The following is a 17,581-nucleotide window of genomic DNA, read 5'->3' on the forward strand; positions in this document are numbered from 1 at the left end:
GCCTGGGTCAGGCCATCGGAGTCGCAGAGACGATGACGTTCGACAGGTAGGTCTTGGCGTCATAGTCGAATTCGCCGCCGCAGGTCACAAGGGTGAGCCGGTTGGGACCGGACCGGTCGAAGATCGATCCCCAAGGCACGTCCTGTTTGGTCACGGTTTGAACGGATTCCACGGCGTAGCGACGCTCCTGACCGTCTGCGGTGGTCACTACGATCTCGGTGCCCACTGTGGCCGTGGCCAGCTGGGCGAACGGCCCGATGTCGTAGACCAGGGAGTCGACATGGGCGGCGATGACGGTGGCCCCTGCCGCGCTGGCCGGTGACGGTCCGAAGCGGTACCAGGCGGCGAGCGACGGGTCTTGAGGAAGTTCCATCGCCCCGTCCTCGGCCAGGCCGACGGATTCGATCGCCATGTCGATTCCGAGGGAGTCGACCCGGATGCTCTGGGGCGGCAGGGCCGCCGGGACCTGGTTCTGGTCCAGCGAAGAACTGGTGGTCGGCACCTCGACCTCGGCGGTGGGCGGCGAGGCCGCCGGCGTCGGGGTCGTGGTCGGCGCCGCGTTCGTCGGGGGAACGTAAGCCGTGGAAGAGGCTGTGCTCGGGGCGCTGCTGCATCCCGTGAGCAGGGCGAGAGCCACAGCGAGCGCTGTGAAAGTGCCCGCTGTGGCTCTCATCGTGAATTCCTCTTCCTGCTAGCGGCGAGCCGCGGACAAGCGACGCATGCCGACGACGGCAGCGGCGACCAGACCCATCAGCACGGCGGCGCCACCGACCAGAAGGCCCGTGGAGTCGTTCGCCTGGTTGGTGGCGACGAGACCGGCCTCACCGGCGGGGATGCTGTCCGGGTTGGAGTGGAGCCCCTCGATGGTCTGAACGGCCAGAGCGAGGTTCTTGTCGGTCAGGCTGCCCCACGCGTAGACGATCGTGTTCGTGCCCTCTGCGACGTTCACGTCTGCCGGGCCGATGACCGGGTCAGTCGTTCCGGTCGCGGCGACGGCGGCCGAGATGGTGCCGGCCGGCAACGTGAGAACGGACTCGTTCGGGTTGGTCAGGGCGGTGATCGCGACGGCTCCGTTGGCGAGGACATCGACCGCCGGGGCGGCCGCCACGTGGCGGACCGTCAGACGGCCCTCGCCGGCGGCGAGCTGCGAGATGTCGTTGGTGAACAGCGTCGCCGTGGGCTTGCCGTCCGCGTCGAGGTTGGCGGTGGCGGTGTAGTTCTTGCCGGCCTCGAGCGGTAGGTCGACCGGACCGATGGCGGGTGCGCTGGCATCCGTTGCGTCCGACGCGGTGATGGCCACCTTGTAGGTGCCGGGTGCGAGTTCGAGCGGGCCAGCGAGGTCGCCCGGCTTGAAGTCGTCCAGGGTCAGCTTGTCGTTCACGTAGACGTCGACGGTGAGGCCCGGAACTGCGTGAAGCACAGACAGCTTCGCGACGTCTTCGGCCGCCTGCGCCGGGGCGAGGCCGCCGAGGGCGACGAGAGCGCCGAGAGCGCTGGCCGTCATTCCGATCTTGAGGGACTTGTGCATCGTTTCCTCCTGTTTAATGGCTCTGTGAGTGGGTCACTCTGAAGAGGGACTTACTGCCTCTCTTACACTTACTTCTCCCAGAAGCCGGAAAACGGATGCACCTGCATGGAAATCTTGGGGAACTTTTTTTGCGGGGTGCGCGGCCGATCACCGCGTCATCGGCTCGCGGCGGCGCGATGCAGGGAGATGTCCCGGCGGAAGACCAGCATCACCACCACCAGCGACACGGCCGAGAACGCCGCCCCGCCCGCGAACATCGCCGGGTAGCCGAGCCACGGCTCGAGCAGGGACAGCGCCAGTGGCACGAAGAACCCCAGGTAGGTGATGCCGTAGTAGATCGCGGTCAGCCGGGCAAGGTGGTCGGGCGGCGCGATCCGCTGCACCTCCTGCAGCCCCGATACCATCAGCAGGCCGTAGGCGGCGCCGAGCAGGGCGGCCGCCGGCAGGATCAGCCAGAGCACAGGCGGGCTCACGGCGACGGATGCGAGCAGCAGCGACCCGACGGTCAGCATCAGCGCGAACATGATTCCTCGAGCATTGTGCCCGGCGGTGATGCGGTGGCTGAAAAGTTGCAGCGACGCCCCGGCGACGAGTGCCACCACGCAGAGCAGGGCCGCGAACGCCACCGGCGCGGACGGGATCTCGGACGCGGCGAGCGCAGGCAGGATGGCGTAGGCGGTCGTGGCCGTGCCGAAGACCCACGGCGCCACCGGCACGATCAGGAGCAGGAACCGCGGGTACGGGGAGGTGGCGGGATGGGCGGCCGGCAGGGCCCCGGCCGCAATGTTGCGGCCCTGGGACTCCGGGGTGCGCAGCAGCAGCAGGCCGAACACCACGGCGATGACCGTGTGCGCCGCGTAGGGCAGCACGCCGGGGAAGGGTGCCCACTGAGCCAGCGCTCCGGAGCTCGCCGCACCGAGGGCGAACCCGAGGGACAGGGCGATGGTCGCCCTCCGTGCCCCCGAGGCCCGGTCTGCCCTGAAATCGAACGGCTTTGCGGAGAGTTCCTTCACCCAGCTGGTGCCTACGGCCATGGCCAGGCCGAGGGCCACGCCGGAGAGGATGCGACCGCCAAGCAGCATCGGCACATTCCCCGCGGACAGGGCCAGCAGCACGCTCCCCGCTATCGCGACCCAGGGGGCCGGCAGCATCAGTGGCCGGCGACCGAACCGGTCCGACAGCGGGCCGGCGATCAGCAGCGCCGGGATGATGCCGAGCACGTAGGCGCCGAGCAGCAGGTTCGCCAGTTGGTTCGAGAACCCGTCGGCCTGCCGGTACATCACCAGCAGCGGGGTGAATTCGTTGCCGCCCCAGGCGACGGCGAAGATCGCGCCGGCCGGCGCCAGCCAGTGCTTCCTGCCCCGGGCGCCGGTGGTCGAGACTGTCCCGGTGCTCGAGCCCGTCGAAACCGAGCCTGTCGAGCCCGGACCGGTGGTCGAGCCTGTCGAGACCGAGCCGGTGGTCGAGCCTGTCGAGCCCGGACCGGTGGTCGAGCCTGTCGAGACCGATCCGGTGGTCGAACCTGTCGAGACCGAGCCGGTACCCGCACCAGTCGCATCCTGGATGTCGGTTGTCATGACGGTCCCCCCGGTCGACATTCGGCGGCCTCGCCAGTGAGGCTCGCTCTTGTTCAGCCTACGGGAGGCGGCACGCCTCACTCCCCCGGCCGACGGCGAACGAATTCGACGGAGATTTTGAGAGAAATGCGTCTTTCCGGAGGGGTTGAGGGCGTTACGGGCAAAATCTCCGTCGAATTCGTCAGGGGCCAGGCGACACCGGGGCGGAACGTCGGGGGCGGGGCGCTCAGGCCAGGAAGCGCAGTGCGGCGCGCTTGAACTCGCGGGAGGTGAGCGTGTTGACGTGGTCCCGGCCCGCCAGCTCGAGGTACTCGGAACCGCGGGCGCGGGCGAGGTCGGCGACCCCGGCCGGGATGGAGTCGGCGCCACCCGCGACGTAGAGCACGGGGATCTCGGCCGGCACGTCCAACGAGGAGCCGGCCACTCCGCCGACGCAGGCCACGAGGGCCTCCCGGTCGGCGCCGGCGGTGATCGCGGCGCCCAGCACCGCCATGATGGACGGGTCAGCGGAGACGGTGCCGTCGGTCACGAAGCGGCGCACGGCATCCGGATGCCAGGTCTCGAACAGTTCGTCCGGCCCGGCTCCGCCGAGAACCAGCCGCCGCACCCGCTCCGGTGCCAGCCGCGCGAACGCCGCCGCCACCCGCGATCCCATCGAATAGGCGACCACGTCGACCTGTTCCAGCCCGAGGGTGTCGAGCACGACCACGAGGTCGGCGGCGAGCTGCCGGGGCAGATAGTCGATGCTGCGGTGCGGCTTGTCGCTGCGGCCGTGACCGCGGAGGTCGACGGTGATCACGCCCCGCCCGGCGTCCTGCAGGGCTCGCACCCAGCCGGTGCCGACCCAGGTGACGTGGCCCGTCGAGGCGAACCCGTGCACGAGCAGGATCGGGCGATCCCCGGGCACGACGTCGTAGGCGATCCGCACACCGTCGAGACGCCGCGCGAAGAGCATCTCGCCCGCAGAGACCGCCGAGCCCGCCGAGCCCGCGGCGTCGGTCGCCCGAGCGGACCCGGCCGAAGGCGGACCGGTCGGATCGGTCAGATCGGTCGCACCCACGCTCAGTCGACCACGTCGGAGGTGACGAGCAGGGCGCCGGCGTAGGCCAGTTCACCCAGAGCCGCGTCGCTCGTGTCCGGGGCGACGCCGGCGACCAGGTCGGTCAGCACCCGCACGTGCTGGCCGTGCTCGAGGGCGTCGAGCCCCGACGCGCGCACGCAGTGGTCGGTGGCGAGGCCGACCAGGTCAATGTCGGTGACGCCGTTGGCGATAAGCAGTTCGCCGGTCCTCTCCCCGCCCTCCGAGACGCCGTCGAAGATGGAGTAGCCGGCTGCGCCCTGCCCCTTGCGAATGTGGATGGCCGTGTCCGGCAGCAGAAGCGACGAGTGGTACTCGGCGCCGGGAGTGCCCGCCACGCCGTGCACGGGCCAGGAGTCCTTCGAGTCGGGTTCCCCGGCCGTGGCGAAGTGGCCGCCGTTGTCACTGTCGGGATCGTGCCAGTCGCGGGACGCGAAAATCACGTCATAGGCATCCGGATGCGCCAGCAGCAGAGCGCTCACCCCCGCGGCCACCGCAGACCCACCCTTGACGGCGAGGGCCCCGCCCTCGGTGAAGTCGTTCTGAACGTCGATGATGAACAGGGCCCTGGTCACGGATTACTCCTTCTGTCGCCGAGTGAAGTCAGGAGTTCGACAGGTTGTCTCCGCAGCGGAAGAACCCGGCGGTGATGGTGTCGAGCGCCTGCTTCGCATTATCGCTCACATCCCCGAGCGCGTAAACGGCGAAGGTGAGCGGCGTGCCGTCGGCCGCCCGGATGATGCCGGAGAGTGTGTAGCCGGTGTCGATCCAGCCGGTCTTGGCGAAGACGGCCCCGTCGGCGATGGCGTTCTCCCCCGTGAACCGGTCGCTGTAGGACAGCGAACCGGTGGGTCCGCCGGCGATCGGGAGCCCGTCGAAGATGACGCCGAGGTCGCCCTCCCGGTCGTTGATCTTGACAAACAGCCGGGTGAGGTAGGACGGCGGCACGGCGTTGTTGTCGCTCAGACCCGAGCCGTCGGCGATCAGGATGCCGGTGGTGTCGATTCCGTAGGTGTCGAGTGCGGCGACGACGGACTGCTGCAGGGCGCCGAACGTGTTACCGGCGCCCGACTCCACCGCGATGAGCCGGGCGAGCATCTCGGCGAGCGCGTTGTCCGACACGATCAGAGCCTGCCCGATCAGCACGGACACCGGCTGGGACCGGGCGACCGCGAGCTGCTCGGCCCCGGCCGGCGCGGCGCCGAGGCTGACGCTCACACCGCCGCCGAGCGCGTCGGCGAAGGCCGCCCCGGCTCGGCCGATTGGGTCGATGCCGCGGGCGGAGGTGTGACGGGTCGGGTCGTCACGGTCGCCGTCGACCTGCAGGGCGGTCACGTCCGGCATCGACCCGGCGTTGCGTTCCAATTCGTCCCAGCTCGGTTCCCAGCCGGGTCCGCCGAAGAACGAGGCGTCCAGCACGAGGGAGGTGATCGGCGGGTTCGCCGGGTTCGCCTGCCAGGCGGCGAGGGTCTGACGGGCCAGTTCGTCGATGTGCGCGGCCCCGGAGTAGACGGATTCCATTCCGGTGGGCAGGCGCGTCAGGGTGAGGTCTCCTCCGCCGACTAGCACGACCGACCCCGGCGTGCTGCCGGCCACGACGGTGGTCGTGGCCCGGTAGTCCGGTCCGAGCACCTCGAGGGCGGCGGCGCTGGTCAGCACCTTGAGCACGCTGGCGGTGCGCGAGGAGGTGTCGCCGCCGCGGTCGAAGAGCACCTCGCCGGTGCGGGCGTTGACCACCTGGGCCTGGAAATCGGCCAGCCGCGGGTCGGCGGCGAGCGCGGCGACCGAGCAGGTGCGCAGGGTTCTGGCGTCGGCGGCGGTGGCGGGAACCGGGCGGGCCGGAACGGGTGCCGCCGTCGGCAGGTTCAGGTTCGCATCGGCGGTCGCGGCGGAGAGGGAGGCGGTGGCCGCGGCATCCGGGGTCCGGGTCGACGCCCCGACCAACACGGCTCCCGCGCCGAGAATCGCCACCACGGCGATGGAGACGGCCGCGAGGCGTTTGCGAGGCTTTAGTTCTTCCACCCGTGAACCCTACCCGCCGGGCATGTGAGTCGCCCTCGGCTTCGCACCCGCTCAGCCCCCGCGGAGCGACGACGGAGCGACGACGGAGCGACGACGGAGCGACGACGGAGCGACGATGAAGGGACGTCGGCGCGACGACGGCAGGACTACGGCGTTGCCGCGAGCTCCTGCCGGGCGGTGAGCCAGGCATCCAGTGCCGCAGCCGGCAGCGGGCGGGACATGTGGAAGCCCTGAGCCTCGTCGCAGCCGTACCGGATCAGCGCGGCATACGCGACGGCGTCCTCGACGCCCTCCGCCACCATGCGCACGCCGAGGCTGTGGGCGAGCTCGATGATCGAGGCCACCAGCGCCGCGGCCCGGGCGTCGTCGGCCATCGGGAACACGAAGGACTTGTCGAGTTTGAGTTCGTCGATCGGCAGGTCCCGGAGATAGGCCAGGGAGCTGTAGCCGGTGCCGAAATCGTCCACGGCGATCCGGATGCCGCTCTCCCGCAGGCGCATCAGGATGTCCCGGGCCCGGGCCCGGTCCTCCATCAAAAAGTCCTCGGTGATCTCCAGCATCAGGTCCGCGGCCGACAGCCCGCGGACCTGGATCATGGTGGCGAGGCGTTCGGGCAGGTCGGCCTCGATCAGGGTGCTGGGCGACATGTTGACGGCGACGGTCAGGGGCGTGCCCTGAGCCTGCCAGAGCGCGGCCTGGTCGAGAGCCTTCCCCAGCACGATCCAGGTCAGGTCGCGCATGAGCCCGACGTCTTCGGCCAGGGTCAGGAACGCGTCCGGCGGAAGCAGTCCCCGGCTCGGATGCTGCCAGCGCACCAGCGCCTCCACGCCGTGCACGAGGCCGGTGCCCAGTTCGATCTTGGGCTGGTAATGCAGCACGAGTTCGTCGCCGGCGAGGGCGCCGCGCAGGTCTTCCATCATCCGGAGCCGGGAGTCGCCGTGGTCGTCGTCGGCGCCGACGAAGACGTGGTGCCCGCTGCGGGAGGTTTTCGCCTTGTACATGGCCATGTCGGCCTTCCGCAGCAGCGCCTTGAGGGTGTCACCCTGGTCGGGGAAGAGGGCGATGCCGATGCTGACGTCGGTCTCGATCGCGATACCCTCCAGCGTGAACGGCCGGGCCAGAACCGCCTGCAGCGCCGCCGCCGCCGCCGTCACGGCTTCGTCGTGCCCTGCGCCCTGGATCAGGAGGGCGAACTCGTCGCCGCCCAACCGGGCGAGCAGGTCGCCGGGGCGTCGCTCGCCGAACAGACGCGAACCGACCTGCACCAGCAGCAGATCGCCGACGTCGTGGCCGAGACTGTCGTTCACCTCTTTGAACCGGTCGAGATCCAGCAGCAGCAGGGCTCCCCGGCGACCGTCCCCCGGCATGAGATGAGCGGATGCCTCGGCGTAGAGGGCGCGCCGGTTCGGCAGCCCGGTCAGGTCGTCGGTGCTCGCCTGGCGGCGCAGGTCGGCCATCCGCCCGATCTGCCGGGAGGCGAGCTGGGTGCGCACGGTTCCGAGCACCAGGGTCACGCCCGCGAGGACCACGGCGGGGGTGGAGATCGTCACCTGCGTGCCCAGGACGAGCACCGCCATCCCGGCCACCGTGGCCACCCCGGGCACCGCGAGGGTCCACACGCCGCTGAGCGGGTGGCGGGCGGTGGCGCCGGGCGTGGTGAGGTCCCAGGCCCAGACCGCGACGAGGGTCAGGCCCAGCGCCCAGCCCGCATCCAGAGGCTGCCCGAAGGCGTAGGTTCCGGCGGCCACCTGGAAGGCATAGGCGGCGTCGGTCGCCGCGAAGATCAGAAGTCCGAGCACCAGCAGGGCCCACCGCCGGCCCACGTCGAGCCCGCGGGCGGCGGCGATCCCCGTGATGACCGATACGAGCAACAGGTCGAGCAGAGGGTACGCGGCCGACACGAAAGCGGCCGGGGAGGGTGGCCAGGCCCCCGCCGAGGCGATCACCGGGCTGAGCAGCACGGCCAGCACGGATGCCGCGCCGAGCGACCCGATGGCGCCGTCCACCAGCACGGTCCGGGGCACCTGCCGGTGCTGACGGCGGGCCAGAACGGCCAGTCCCCCCAGGATCAGCGGGTAGAAGAGCGTGTAGCCGATGTCGGCCAGCGACGGGAATGGAAGCGCTCCGGCACCCGCCAGCACGAAGTAGATGTTGCCGAGCGCGAAAGTCGTCATCGCGGCGGACACCAGGATCAGCTCAGGGCGCCCACGCTCCGCGCAGAGTACGGCAGCCCAGCAGAGCAGGGCGGGAAGCCCCGCGGTGACCAGCGACAGGGAACCGATGACAACCGGGCCGGAGCCGACGAGCAGGCCGATCACGTAACCGGCGAGCAGAACCCACATCAGCAAGAGGAACCAGCGGCCGATCCGGGTGTGGCGATTGAAGCGGGTAGGGCGGATGAAGCGGGTGCCTGGGTGACCCGCGTGCGCGTCGGCGTGCATCGGAACCCCCGCTTCCCTTGCATCCACGCTAGCCGACAAGCCGACGGGCCGGCGACCCGAAGCAGGGCCACCCCGGAACGTGGTGGCGTCATCCGGCGGGCGGAACGACCTCGAGCGGCTCGCCGTGGTGCCGCCAGAGCGCCATCGCCTCCGGGTGGCGGCGGGCGAGCCAGACGTCGAAGTCGGCCGCCGGGACCGGCCTCGACATGTAGTAGCCCTGGCCCTGATCGCAGCCGTAGCGCGCCAGTGCCGCATAGGACTCACCGTCTTCGATGCCCTCGGCGACCATCGTCAGGCCGAGGCTGTGCGCCAGGATCACGGTCGAGGAGACCAGCGCGGCGGCTCGCGCATCGCTCGTCATCGGCACCACGAACGACCGGTCCAGCTTGAGCTGGTCGATGGGCAGGTCCCTCAGGTAGGCGAGCGAGCTGTACCCGGTGCCGAAATCGTCCACCGCGATGCGCACGCCTCGGGCGCGCAGCCGGCTCAGGATGTCGTGGGCTCGGGCCCGATCGGCCATCAGGAAGTCCTCGGTCACCTCGACCTGCAGCGACGTGGCCGGCAGCCCGCGGGCCCCGAGCATCGCCCCGATTCGTTCGGGCAGCCCCTCGTCGACGAGGGAACTGCCGGAGACGTTGACCGCCACCGACAACGGCTGCCCGCTCGCGTGCCATCGGGCCGCCTGGTCGAGGGCCTGGGCCAGCACCACCTGGGTGAGGTCAGGCATGAGGCCGGATTCCTCGGCCAGGGCGAGGAAGGCATCCGGAAACAGCAGGCCCCGCACCGGGTGCTGCCAGCGCACGAGCGCCTCCACCCCGTGCACGGCACCACTGGCCAGCTCGATCTTGGGCTGGTAGTGCAGCACCAGCTCGTGGCCGGTGAGCGCGTTGCGCAGTTCCTCCAGGGTGCGCAGGCGAGTGTCGCCGTGGCTGTCGTCGGAGGTGCGGTACACGTGGTGGCCGCTGCGGGCCGCTTTGGCCTTGTACATGGCCATATCCGATTTGCGCAGCAGCACCCTGAGGTCGCCGCCCTGGGCCGGGTAGAGCGCGATCCCGACGCTGGCCGTGGTCGTCAGGGCGATCCCGGCCAGGGTGAACGGCACCGCCAGCGCGTCCAGCAGCGTGACCGCCGCGGCCTCGGCCTCCACCGCGCCCGCCTCGGCGAGGAGGATCGCGAACTCGTCGCCGCCGAGCCGGGCCAGGAGGTCGTCGGGCCCCAACTGGGCGGCGAGCCGCTCGCCGACCTGCACGAGGAGGCGGTCCCCGGCGTCATGGCCGAGGCTGTCGTTGACCTCCTTGAAGCGGTCCAGGTCCAGCACCAGCAGTGCCCGGCGGTGTCCGCCGGAGAGCAGGCCGGGCACGTCGGCGTAGAGCGCCCGCCGGTTGGGCAGACCCGTCAGGTCGTCGGTGCGGGTCTGGGTGCGCAGATTGACCATACGGCCCAGCTCCCGGAACGCGAGGATGGTGCGAATCGTCGCCCCGACGAGGGCCAGGCTGGCGAGGAAGACGGCGGTGACCGGCACCGGAATCTGGCTGGCCGTGACCAGCACCACCAGCCCGCAGACCATGGCGATCGACGGCACCACCATGGCCCAGGCTCCGCGCACCGGTCGAGTCGGCGTTCCCGGCTGGAGGGTGGAGCTGCGCAGCCAGACGGCCATGAGCGCCAAGCCGACCGTCCAGCCCAGGTCCAGTGGGGTGCCGATCGTGTAGCCCGGGCCGGTCACCTGGAAAGCGAATACGGTGTCGGTGACGGTGAAGCTCAGCAGGCCCAGGATCAGCAGGTTCCAGTTGCGGCCGACGCTGAGCCCGCGGGCGGCGGCGATTCCGGCGACGACGGCCATCATGGTGAGATCCCAGGACGAATAGGCCACGGCGACCAGGGAGCCCACCGACGGCAGGCCGCCGTCCGTTTCCAGCACCGGGCCGAGCACCACCGACAACACGGCGGCGGCGCCGAACACCCCCACGGCGCTGTCCAGCGTCACCGCCCAGGACAGGGTGCGCAGCTGCCGGTAGACCAGCACGAACAACGCGGCCAGGATCAGCGGGTTGAACAGGAGGTGTCCCGCATCCGCCACCGACGGGAACGGGAGCGCCGGGCCCGCCAGGGTCACGAGGTAGGCGGTGTAGCCGGCCGCGAACGCGGTGACCGCGGCGGCCACGAGTAGTTCCAGGTAGCGTCCTAAACCCACCCGCCGCACTTCCACCCAGCACAGCAGCACCGTGACCCACTGGGCCAGCACGTTGGTGCCGGCGCTCACCGCGAGGGGCACGCCGAGACCGGTCAGGAGCGATGCGGCGACGGAGCACGCGACCAGGGCGCCAAGGAGCCACAGCAGCCAGGTGTGGGCGCGGAGCGACCGGTTCGTGCGGGACTGACCGCGGGCTGCACGCAGCTCCATCGAGCCCCCTCCCACTCCTACTGGTCAGATTATCGGTGCATGCCCCGAGCCAACGCACTGTGAACCCGTGTCACAGCGCCGTCAGCCCCCCACAACGAGGTACAGCATCTGCTCCCCGAGGTGCCGGTCACCGGGTCGTGCTCACTCCCCGGGGTACCGCAGCCCGATCTGCGCGCGCACCAGGTCGAGCGTTTCCATGATCGCCACCAACTCCTCGACAGGCAGGATCTCGCTCGAGATCTTGCCGGCCCGGATCAGCTGTTCCGCCTCGGCCGCCTGGTAGTGCATGCCGCGTCCGTTGATCTCGGCGGTGAAGGTCTCGATGACCTCGTTGGCGCTGTTCCGCACCCTGAACTCCGTCGGCGAATACCAGACCCGGTCGATATCGATGCGGCCCAGCGTGCCGAGGATGGTAGCCGTGTTCGGGCCGGTCGTGTCACTGGCCGACAGGGTCTGGGCGATCTGGCCGCCCGCGTAGCGGAAGGTCGTGGCGACCTGAGCGTCGGCGCCGGTGGCCTTGAAGGTCGCGCTCGCGTGGATCGTCTCGGGGCGCCCGAACAATTCGGAGGCGAAGGTGAGCGGGTAGATCCCGAGGTCGAGGAGCGCCCCGCCGCCCAGGTGCATGGCGTTCAGCCGGTGCGCCGGGTCATCCGGCAGATCCTGGGTGTGATCGGCGATCAGGGAGCGCACGTCACCGAGGGTTCCCTCGGCGAGGATCTCACGGATACGCACCATGTGCGGCAGGAACCGGGTCCACATGCCCTCGAGCACCAGCAGTCCGAGGTCCCGACCGAGGTCGACGATCTCGCGGGCCTCGGCGCCGTTCAGGGTGATCGGCTTCTCGATCAGCACATGCTTGCCGGCATTCAGGGCGAGCCGGGCGTTCTCGGCGTGGAACGGATGCGGGGTCGAGATGTAGATGATGTCGACATCCGGGTCCGCGGCCAGGGCCTCGTAGCTCGCATGAGCCGTGGGGATGTCGAACTCGGCCGCGAAGGCATCCGCCGAGGCCTGCGAGCGGGATCCGACCGCCTGCACGTGGAAACCGTTCAGAACCAGGTCATTGGTGAATGCGTGGGCGATGCCGCCCGTGGCCAGGATTCCCCAGCGAATGGCGTCGGTGCGGGTTGCGTCGGTCATGGGATCAGCCTACTGAGTGCATCTCGGCTCGGCCACGATCCCAACGATCGATCATGCGGGCGCCCCCGTCACATCCAGGTGCACGAGGGGACGTTCGCGGAGGGTGCGGAGGAATTGATCGGTGTCCGCGGCCTCCCACGCGGCGGCGCTGACGATGCGCGGGTTCACTTCGCGCACGAGGACCAGGCCGGCGGTGCGGGCCGCCTCGTGGACCTCCCCCCGTGGCGGGTTGCCCACGATGAGGAGGTCGATGTCGCGGGGGGTGTCGCCGGGCTCGCCTTCGCGTCGTGCGGCCCACGAACCGTAGATGTACGCCGCGTCGATTCCGGCGATTCCGGCGAGGTGCTTGGGGATCACGACGGCGGGTCCGTAGGTGAGGCCGAGCAGCTCGGCCAGCGGACGAAAAGCCGGCGTATCGCACCGGACGCGCACCTCGACGGCTTGACCGCGCTTACGGGTGGTCGCCAGGCCCATTTGCGCGATCCGGGTCACTTCGCGGTGTGCGCTCGCGTACGGTGTGTGGGCGGCGCGGGCCAGGTCAGAGATCGTGAACGAACGGTCCGGGTTCAGGAAGAGCCGGGCGAGGATCTCGCCCTGGGTGTCTGACCGGAAGAGCGGCGCGAGAGTCGGTGCTTTTGTATTCACATACGCGATAATACTATCGCTTATCTGGATAGACACGAGTGGATCGGGCGACGGTGCCGCACCGTTCCTCGCCGTGGCCACTCCGGTCCGGTCGCACTGGCACCGCCCCGTCATGCTCTCCGCCCCGTAACGCGTGCCGCCCCGTGACGCGTGCCGCCCCGTGACGCGCGCGGCCCCGTGTCCTGGCTCGGGACATCCGTGGTGCAGCGCACGGCGAACGAGGGGTGACCGACGTCGAGCCCGGGCCAGATGACGGATGTCCGCAGCCACCGATGATCTCGGCTGCCTGCGTTAGATGGAGCCGCCTATCAGAATCGAACTGATGACCTTCTCATTACGAGTGAGACGCTCTACCGACTGAGCTAAGGCGGCGTCACGATTCTTCCTCGCGGAAAACCTCGGTGACACAGCAACAAAGCTTAGCGGGTCTTGAAGGTCATCTCGTACAGGTCCGCAAAGGACGCCGCGACGTGCTCGGCCAGGGGGCGGGCCGCGTCGGAGTCGGCCCAGCACCGCCAGGCGTGGCGCAGAGAAGCCACGGCCACCAGGGTGAACAGGAGCGCCCGCTGCTGCAACTGCACCGAGTCGGGGCCCAGCTCGGGGTGGTCGGCGACGAAGCGCCGGGTGATGATCTCCTGCAACCGGCCCTCGAAGGTGCGCAGCGTGGCCATCCGCATCCCGAACAGGTACGGGTTCTCCTTCATCACCTGCCGCCGCAGCTGGTGGATCTCCCGGTCGCCCTCGGTGTTCCTGAGGCTCTCGGAGAGCAGCGCGGCCAGCTGGGCCAGGATGTCCCCGTCGGGTCCGCCATGCACAAAGCCCTCAATCTGCTCCTCGGACGCGAGGTCGAGTTCGTCGCCGACCAGCGCGGCATCCTTCGAGGGAAAGTAGTTGAAGAAGGTGCGCGGCGACACGTCGGCGTGCCGGCTGATGTCCTCGACGGTGACCTTCTCGATCCCCCGGTCACAGGTGAGCGTCAGCACGGCCCGCTGGAGGGCACGCCTCGTCGCGAGCCGTTTGCGTTCGCGCAGGCCCGGTTCCTCGTGTTGCGGCGACATGCCTCAATTCTTACACAGCGCGCAAATCTGCAACCAGACGGATGCTCAGCACACCGGTTCTCAGCACATTGGTTCTCAGCACACCGGTTCTCAGCACATTGGGTCTTCGGCCGGCACCGTGCCCTTCAGCAGGTAGTCGTCGACGGCGGAGTTCACGCAGGCGTTCGACTTGTTGTAGGCGGTGTGCCCCTCCCCGGTGAAGGTGACGAGGTGGCCGCTCTCGAGCTGCTCCGACAGGTTCTCGGCCCAGACATAGGGCGTGGCCGGGTCGTTGGTAGTGCCGACGACCAGGATCGGGTCGGCCCCCTCGGCGGCGATCTCGGACCGTTCCCCGTCGAACTGGTGCGGCCAGTTGGCGCAGCCGATGTCACCGAACGCCATGTACTTGCCGATCGTCGGGGCGGCCTGTTCGATCTCGGCGGCCTGCGCGCGCATCGAGGCGGGATCGTCGTTGTAGGAGTAATCGATGCAGTTGATGGCCAGGAACGCCTCGGTCGCGTTGTCGCGGTAGGTGCCGTCGTCGGACCGGCCGTTGTAGCCATCCGCGAACTGGAAGGCCAGGTCGGCGTCGCCGCGCAGGACACTGGCGAACATCTCGCTCAGGTTCGGCCACGCGGTGGCCTGATAGAGCGGGTAGATGATGGCGGTCAGCAGCGTGTTCGCACCGAGTTGACGGCCGTCGGCGGCCGTGATCGGGCTGACGTCGACCGACGCGAGCAGCGCGCCGATGGTGGCCATGGCCTCGTCGACGGTGCCATTGAACGGGCACTCCTCGCCGGCCAGGCAGTCGGCCAGGTAGGAGCGCAACGCGTTCTCGAACCCGGTGGCCTGCACCCGGGTCACCTCGGCGTTGCTGGTGGACGGGTCGAGGGCGCCGTCGAGGGCGAGGCGGCCGACCCGCTCCGGGTAGAGGTCCGCGTAGGTCGCGCCCAGGAACGTGCCATAGGAGTACCCGAGGAAGTTGAGCTTCTCGTCGCCGAGCGCGGCGCGCAGCAGGTCGAGGTCGCGGGCGGCGCTCAGACTGTCGACGTGTTCGAGCAGGGCTCCGGTGTTCTCCTGGCAGGCGGCGCCGAAGTCGACGGCCGCCGCCGACAGCTCCTGGATCCAGGCGTCGCTCCCCCGCGGCGCGGTGGCGAGACCGTAGAGGTACTCGTCCATCTCGGCCGGTTCGTAACAGCTCACCGCGGAGGAACGGCCGACCCCGCGCGGGTCGAAGCCGACGACGTCGAAACCGGCCTGCAGCTTCGCATCCGTGGCGTAGTCGAGGGAATCCTTCACGAACTCGTAGCCGGAGCCGCCGGGACCGCCGGGGTTGACGAGCAGGGAGCCCACCCGGGTTCCCGTGGCCGGATGCCGCACCAGCGCCAGGTCGACCGTCTCGCCGCTGCCCGGGTCGGCCCAGTCGAGCGGCGCCGAGGCCGTGGTGCACTGCAGGCCGTCGTCGCAGTCGGACCATTTCAACACCTGGTTGTAGAACGGTTCAAGGTCGGCGTCGACCTTCTCCCCGGTCGGGACCGACGTGGTGGGCGCCTGCTCCGGCAGGAACAGCGGCACGCAGCCGCTGAGTCCCAGGGTGAGCACCAGGGCCAGAGCGGTGGCCCTGGCGCGCACCGACAGGGTGCGCACGCGAGTTCGTCTGGTCAACGGATTCCCCTTTTCTGGGACACTGATTGCTGGGACATCGATTTCTGGGACCTCGTCTCGGTCATCGGCGGATCGCCGACACGAGCATGGCTTCGAGGGCCAGCGCCGGCGCCACGTTCGATTCGATCCGCTGCCGGGCCTGCGCGATCGCGTCCAGGGTGAACAGCGTCGCCGCGGGCGCACAGGCGGATCCCGCCGCCCGCACCTCGGTCAGGAGTGCCCGGTTGATGACGCTGGTCTCCCGACCGAGCTGCACCATGATCACGTCGCGGTACAGCGAGGTGAGGTCGACCAGGATGCGGTCGATCCCGTCGCGGAGGCTGCGCGTGGCCCGCCGCTTCTGGTCGTCTTCGAGCGCCTTGATCTGGCTGCGCAGGCCGGGCGGCACCGACTGTCCCGGTTCGACGCCCAGGGAGCGCAGCACGCCCTCGCGCTCGGCGGCGTCGCGTTCGAGGGTGATCGCCTTCGCGTCGTCGCCGGCGATGGCGAGCAGCCGGGCGGCCGCGTTCACGGCCGCCGACACCCCACGGATGCCAAGGGCCGCCCGCAGGGTCTCCTCGCGCCGCGCCCGCGCCTCGGGGTTCGTCGCCAGGCGGCGGGCCATGCCGATGTGGCTCTGCGCCTCCCGCGCCGCCCGTTCGGCGGTGGCCCGGTCGACGCCGTCCCGGGTCACGAGCAGCTCGGCGACGTCGTCGACGCTCGGCACGCGCAGCCGCACCGACCGCACCCGGGACCGGATCGTGGGCAGCAGGTCGGCCTCGCTGGGGGCGCAGAGGATCCACACGGTGCGCTCCGGCGGTTCCTCCAGGGCCTTGAGCAGAACGTTCGAGGTGCGCTCGACCATGCGGTCGGCGTCTTCGACGACGACCACCCGGTAGCGGCCCACCGACGGCGAGTATTGCGAGCGCTTCACGGCCTCTTTGACCGCGTCCATCTTGATGATGACGCCCTCGGTGGAGAGCACGGTCAGGTCGGGATGCGTGCGGGCGTCGACCAGGCGGCGGGCGTTCTCGTCGCCGGCTCCGGTGCCGGGGCTGAGCAGGGCGGTCGCGAAGGCGAACGCGAGGTTGGAACGGCCCGAGCCGGGCGGCCCGGTGATCAACCAGGCGTGCGTCATGGCCGACCCGGCGCGCGCCTCGGCGTCTCCCCCACCCGGACGTTCGGCCGCGGCGCGGAAGATCGCGATCGCATCCGCCTGACCCGTCAGGCCATCCCATACAGTCATCGGACCAGAGTACCTTTCGTCGGTGACAGCGGGCTTAGAGCCCGTGCATCTCCGCCGGCGGAGCGCCGTGCCCGGGATTAGAACCAATTCGACGGAGATTTTGCCGAAATCGTCCGGTTTAGAGCCGAAAACGGGATCGAAGGGCAAAATCTCCGTCGAATTCGTTAGGGACGCCGTCTCTCGAGCAGTGCGGCGACCCGGTCCCGGATGACGGCGGCGATCTCCGCCACCGGCCGTGCGGCGTCCACGACCAGGAACCGCTCCGGCTCGGCGGCGGCCAGGGCGAGGAACGCGGCGCGCACCCGGCGGTGGAAGTCGTTCTTCTCCGCCTCGAGCCGGTCGAAGGGTTTGTTCTCGGCGTCGAGCCGACCGCGCGCCACGGCCTCGTCGAGGTCGAGCAACACGGTCAGCGCGGGCAGCAGCCCCTCCGCCGCCCAGAGCGACAGATCGCGCACCTCGGTGGCGTCGAGCACCCGCCCGGCGCCCTGGTAGGCGACGGATGAGTCCAGGTAGCGGTCCTGGATCACCACGTCGCCGCGGGCGAGCGCCGGCCGCACCGCGGTGGCGATGTGCTGGGCCCGATCGGCGGCGTAGAGGAGCGCCTCGGCGCGAGGCGCGATCTCACCGCGGTGGTGCAGCACGATCTCCCGGATGGCGACGCCGACCTCCGTGCCGCCGGGCTCGCGGGTGCGCAGCACCCTGCGCCCGCGCTGCTCGAGCCAATCGGAGAGGAGCTGCGACTGGGTCGTCTTGCCGCACCCGTCACCGCCCTCGAGGGTGATGAAGACCCCGGCCGGAACGTCTCCGCCGACCGCCTCG

General features: G+C 70.0%; 14 protein-coding genes and 1 tRNA gene. All 15 read right to left on the minus strand.

Annotated features, from left to right (window positions below):
- Window positions 1-7: 7 nt before the first annotated feature.
- The 15 genes from E3T28_RS07850 to tmk all read right to left on the minus strand — a co-directional run bounded on the left by E3T28_RS07850 (window position 8) and on the right by tmk (window position 17,544).
- The gene (locus E3T28_RS07850; RefSeq protein WP_134429500.1) at window positions 8-673 is read right to left on the minus strand and encodes a class F sortase; all 666 of its coding nucleotides are present in this window, start codon (window positions 671-673) and stop codon (window positions 8-10) included.
- A gap of 18 nt (window positions 674-691) precedes the next feature.
- Entirely contained in the window at window positions 692-1,528 is an 837-nt protein-coding gene (locus E3T28_RS07855) for a DUF4397 domain-containing protein (protein WP_134429502.1), read from the minus strand.
- A 155-nt stretch (window positions 1,529-1,683) separates the two neighbouring features.
- Window positions 1,684-3,105, minus strand: a complete 1,422-nt coding sequence (locus E3T28_RS07860; RefSeq protein ID WP_134429503.1) for an MFS transporter — start codon at window positions 3,103-3,105, stop codon at window positions 1,684-1,686.
- 226 nt (window positions 3,106-3,331) lie between these two features.
- Window positions 3,332-4,165 (minus strand): alpha/beta fold hydrolase, encoded by an 834-nt coding sequence (locus E3T28_RS07865; protein WP_241979225.1) that lies wholly within the window; start codon window positions 4,163-4,165, stop codon window positions 3,332-3,334.
- A gap of 2 nt (window positions 4,166-4,167) precedes the next feature.
- On the minus strand, window positions 4,168-4,758 hold the full coding sequence (locus E3T28_RS07870) for an isochorismatase family protein (protein WP_134429504.1): 591 nt from the start codon (window positions 4,756-4,758) through the stop codon (window positions 4,168-4,170).
- A 28-nt stretch (window positions 4,759-4,786) separates the two neighbouring features.
- On the minus strand, window positions 4,787-6,205 hold the full coding sequence (locus E3T28_RS07875; RefSeq protein WP_241979226.1) for a D-alanyl-D-alanine carboxypeptidase/D-alanyl-D-alanine-endopeptidase: 1,419 nt from the start codon (window positions 6,203-6,205) through the stop codon (window positions 4,787-4,789).
- Between the two features lie 146 nt (window positions 6,206-6,351).
- Window positions 6,352-8,646 carry a putative bifunctional diguanylate cyclase/phosphodiesterase gene (locus E3T28_RS07880; protein WP_166786957.1) on the minus strand — a complete coding sequence of 765 codons (2,295 nt, stop codon included), beginning with the start codon at window positions 8,644-8,646 and terminating at the stop codon, window positions 6,352-6,354.
- Between the two features lie 88 nt (window positions 8,647-8,734).
- Complete coding sequence (locus E3T28_RS07885; RefSeq protein WP_134429506.1) at window positions 8,735-11,050, minus strand: putative bifunctional diguanylate cyclase/phosphodiesterase; 2,316 nt, start codon at window positions 11,048-11,050, stop codon at window positions 8,735-8,737.
- A gap of 141 nt (window positions 11,051-11,191) precedes the next feature.
- On the minus strand, window positions 11,192-12,190 hold the full coding sequence (locus E3T28_RS07890; protein ID WP_134429507.1) for a Gfo/Idh/MocA family protein: 999 nt from the start codon (window positions 12,188-12,190) through the stop codon (window positions 11,192-11,194).
- 51 nt (window positions 12,191-12,241) lie between these two features.
- Window positions 12,242-12,835, minus strand: coding sequence for a nucleotidyltransferase family protein (locus E3T28_RS07895; RefSeq protein ID WP_134429509.1), 594 nt, complete (start codon window positions 12,833-12,835; stop codon window positions 12,242-12,244).
- Window positions 12,836-13,131: 296 nt separating this feature from the next.
- Window positions 13,132-13,207 (minus strand) — tRNA-Thr (locus E3T28_RS07900).
- 47 nt (window positions 13,208-13,254) lie between these two features.
- Window positions 13,255-13,893: a TetR/AcrR family transcriptional regulator gene (locus E3T28_RS07905; protein ID WP_134429510.1), complete on the minus strand. Its 639-nt coding sequence runs from the start codon at window positions 13,891-13,893 to the stop codon at window positions 13,255-13,257.
- 90 nt (window positions 13,894-13,983) lie between these two features.
- Window positions 13,984-15,537: an alpha/beta hydrolase gene (locus tag E3T28_RS07910; RefSeq protein ID WP_134429511.1), complete on the minus strand. Its 1,554-nt coding sequence runs from the start codon at window positions 15,535-15,537 to the stop codon at window positions 13,984-13,986.
- A gap of 61 nt (window positions 15,538-15,598) precedes the next feature.
- A complete protein-coding gene (locus E3T28_RS07915; protein ID WP_134429512.1) occupies window positions 15,599-16,762 on the minus strand; it encodes a DNA polymerase III subunit delta' in 1,164 nt (387 codons plus the stop codon).
- Between the two features lie 164 nt (window positions 16,763-16,926).
- Window positions 16,927-17,544 carry a dTMP kinase gene (tmk, locus tag E3T28_RS07920; protein WP_241979235.1) on the minus strand — a complete coding sequence of 206 codons (618 nt, stop codon included), beginning with the start codon at window positions 17,542-17,544 and terminating at the stop codon, window positions 16,927-16,929.
- Window positions 17,545-17,581 lie beyond the last annotated feature (37 nt).

It is taken from the genome of Cryobacterium sinapicolor (assembly GCF_004403465.1).
Taxonomy (GTDB): Bacteria; Actinomycetota; Actinomycetes; order Actinomycetales; family Microbacteriaceae; genus Cryobacterium; species Cryobacterium sinapicolor.

Coding starts and splice junctions, on each gene's coding strand:
- E3T28_RS07850 (WP_134429500.1), bottom strand. CDS start 673: ATGAGAGCCACAGCGGGCACTTTCACAGCGCTCGCTGTGGCTCTCGCC.
- E3T28_RS07855 (WP_134429502.1), bottom strand. CDS start 1,528: ATGCACAAGTCCCTCAAGATCGGAATGACGGCCAGCGCTCTCGGCGCT.
- E3T28_RS07860 (WP_134429503.1), bottom strand. CDS start 3,105: ATGACAACCGACATCCAGGATGCGACTGGTGCGGGTACCGGCTCGGTC.
- E3T28_RS07880 (WP_166786957.1), bottom strand. CDS start 8,646: ATGCACGCCGACGCGCACGCGGGTCACCCAGGCACCCGCTTCATCCGC.
- E3T28_RS07885 (WP_134429506.1), bottom strand. CDS start 11,050: ATGGAGCTGCGTGCAGCCCGCGGTCAGTCCCGCACGAACCGGTCGCTC.
- E3T28_RS07890 (WP_134429507.1), bottom strand. CDS start 12,190: ATGACCGACGCAACCCGCACCGACGCCATTCGCTGGGGAATCCTGGCC.
- E3T28_RS07905 (WP_134429510.1), bottom strand. CDS start 13,893: ATGTCGCCGCAACACGAGGAACCGGGCCTGCGCGAACGCAAACGGCTC.
- E3T28_RS07915 (WP_134429512.1), bottom strand. CDS start 16,762: ATGACTGTATGGGATGGCCTGACGGGTCAGGCGGATGCGATCGCGATC.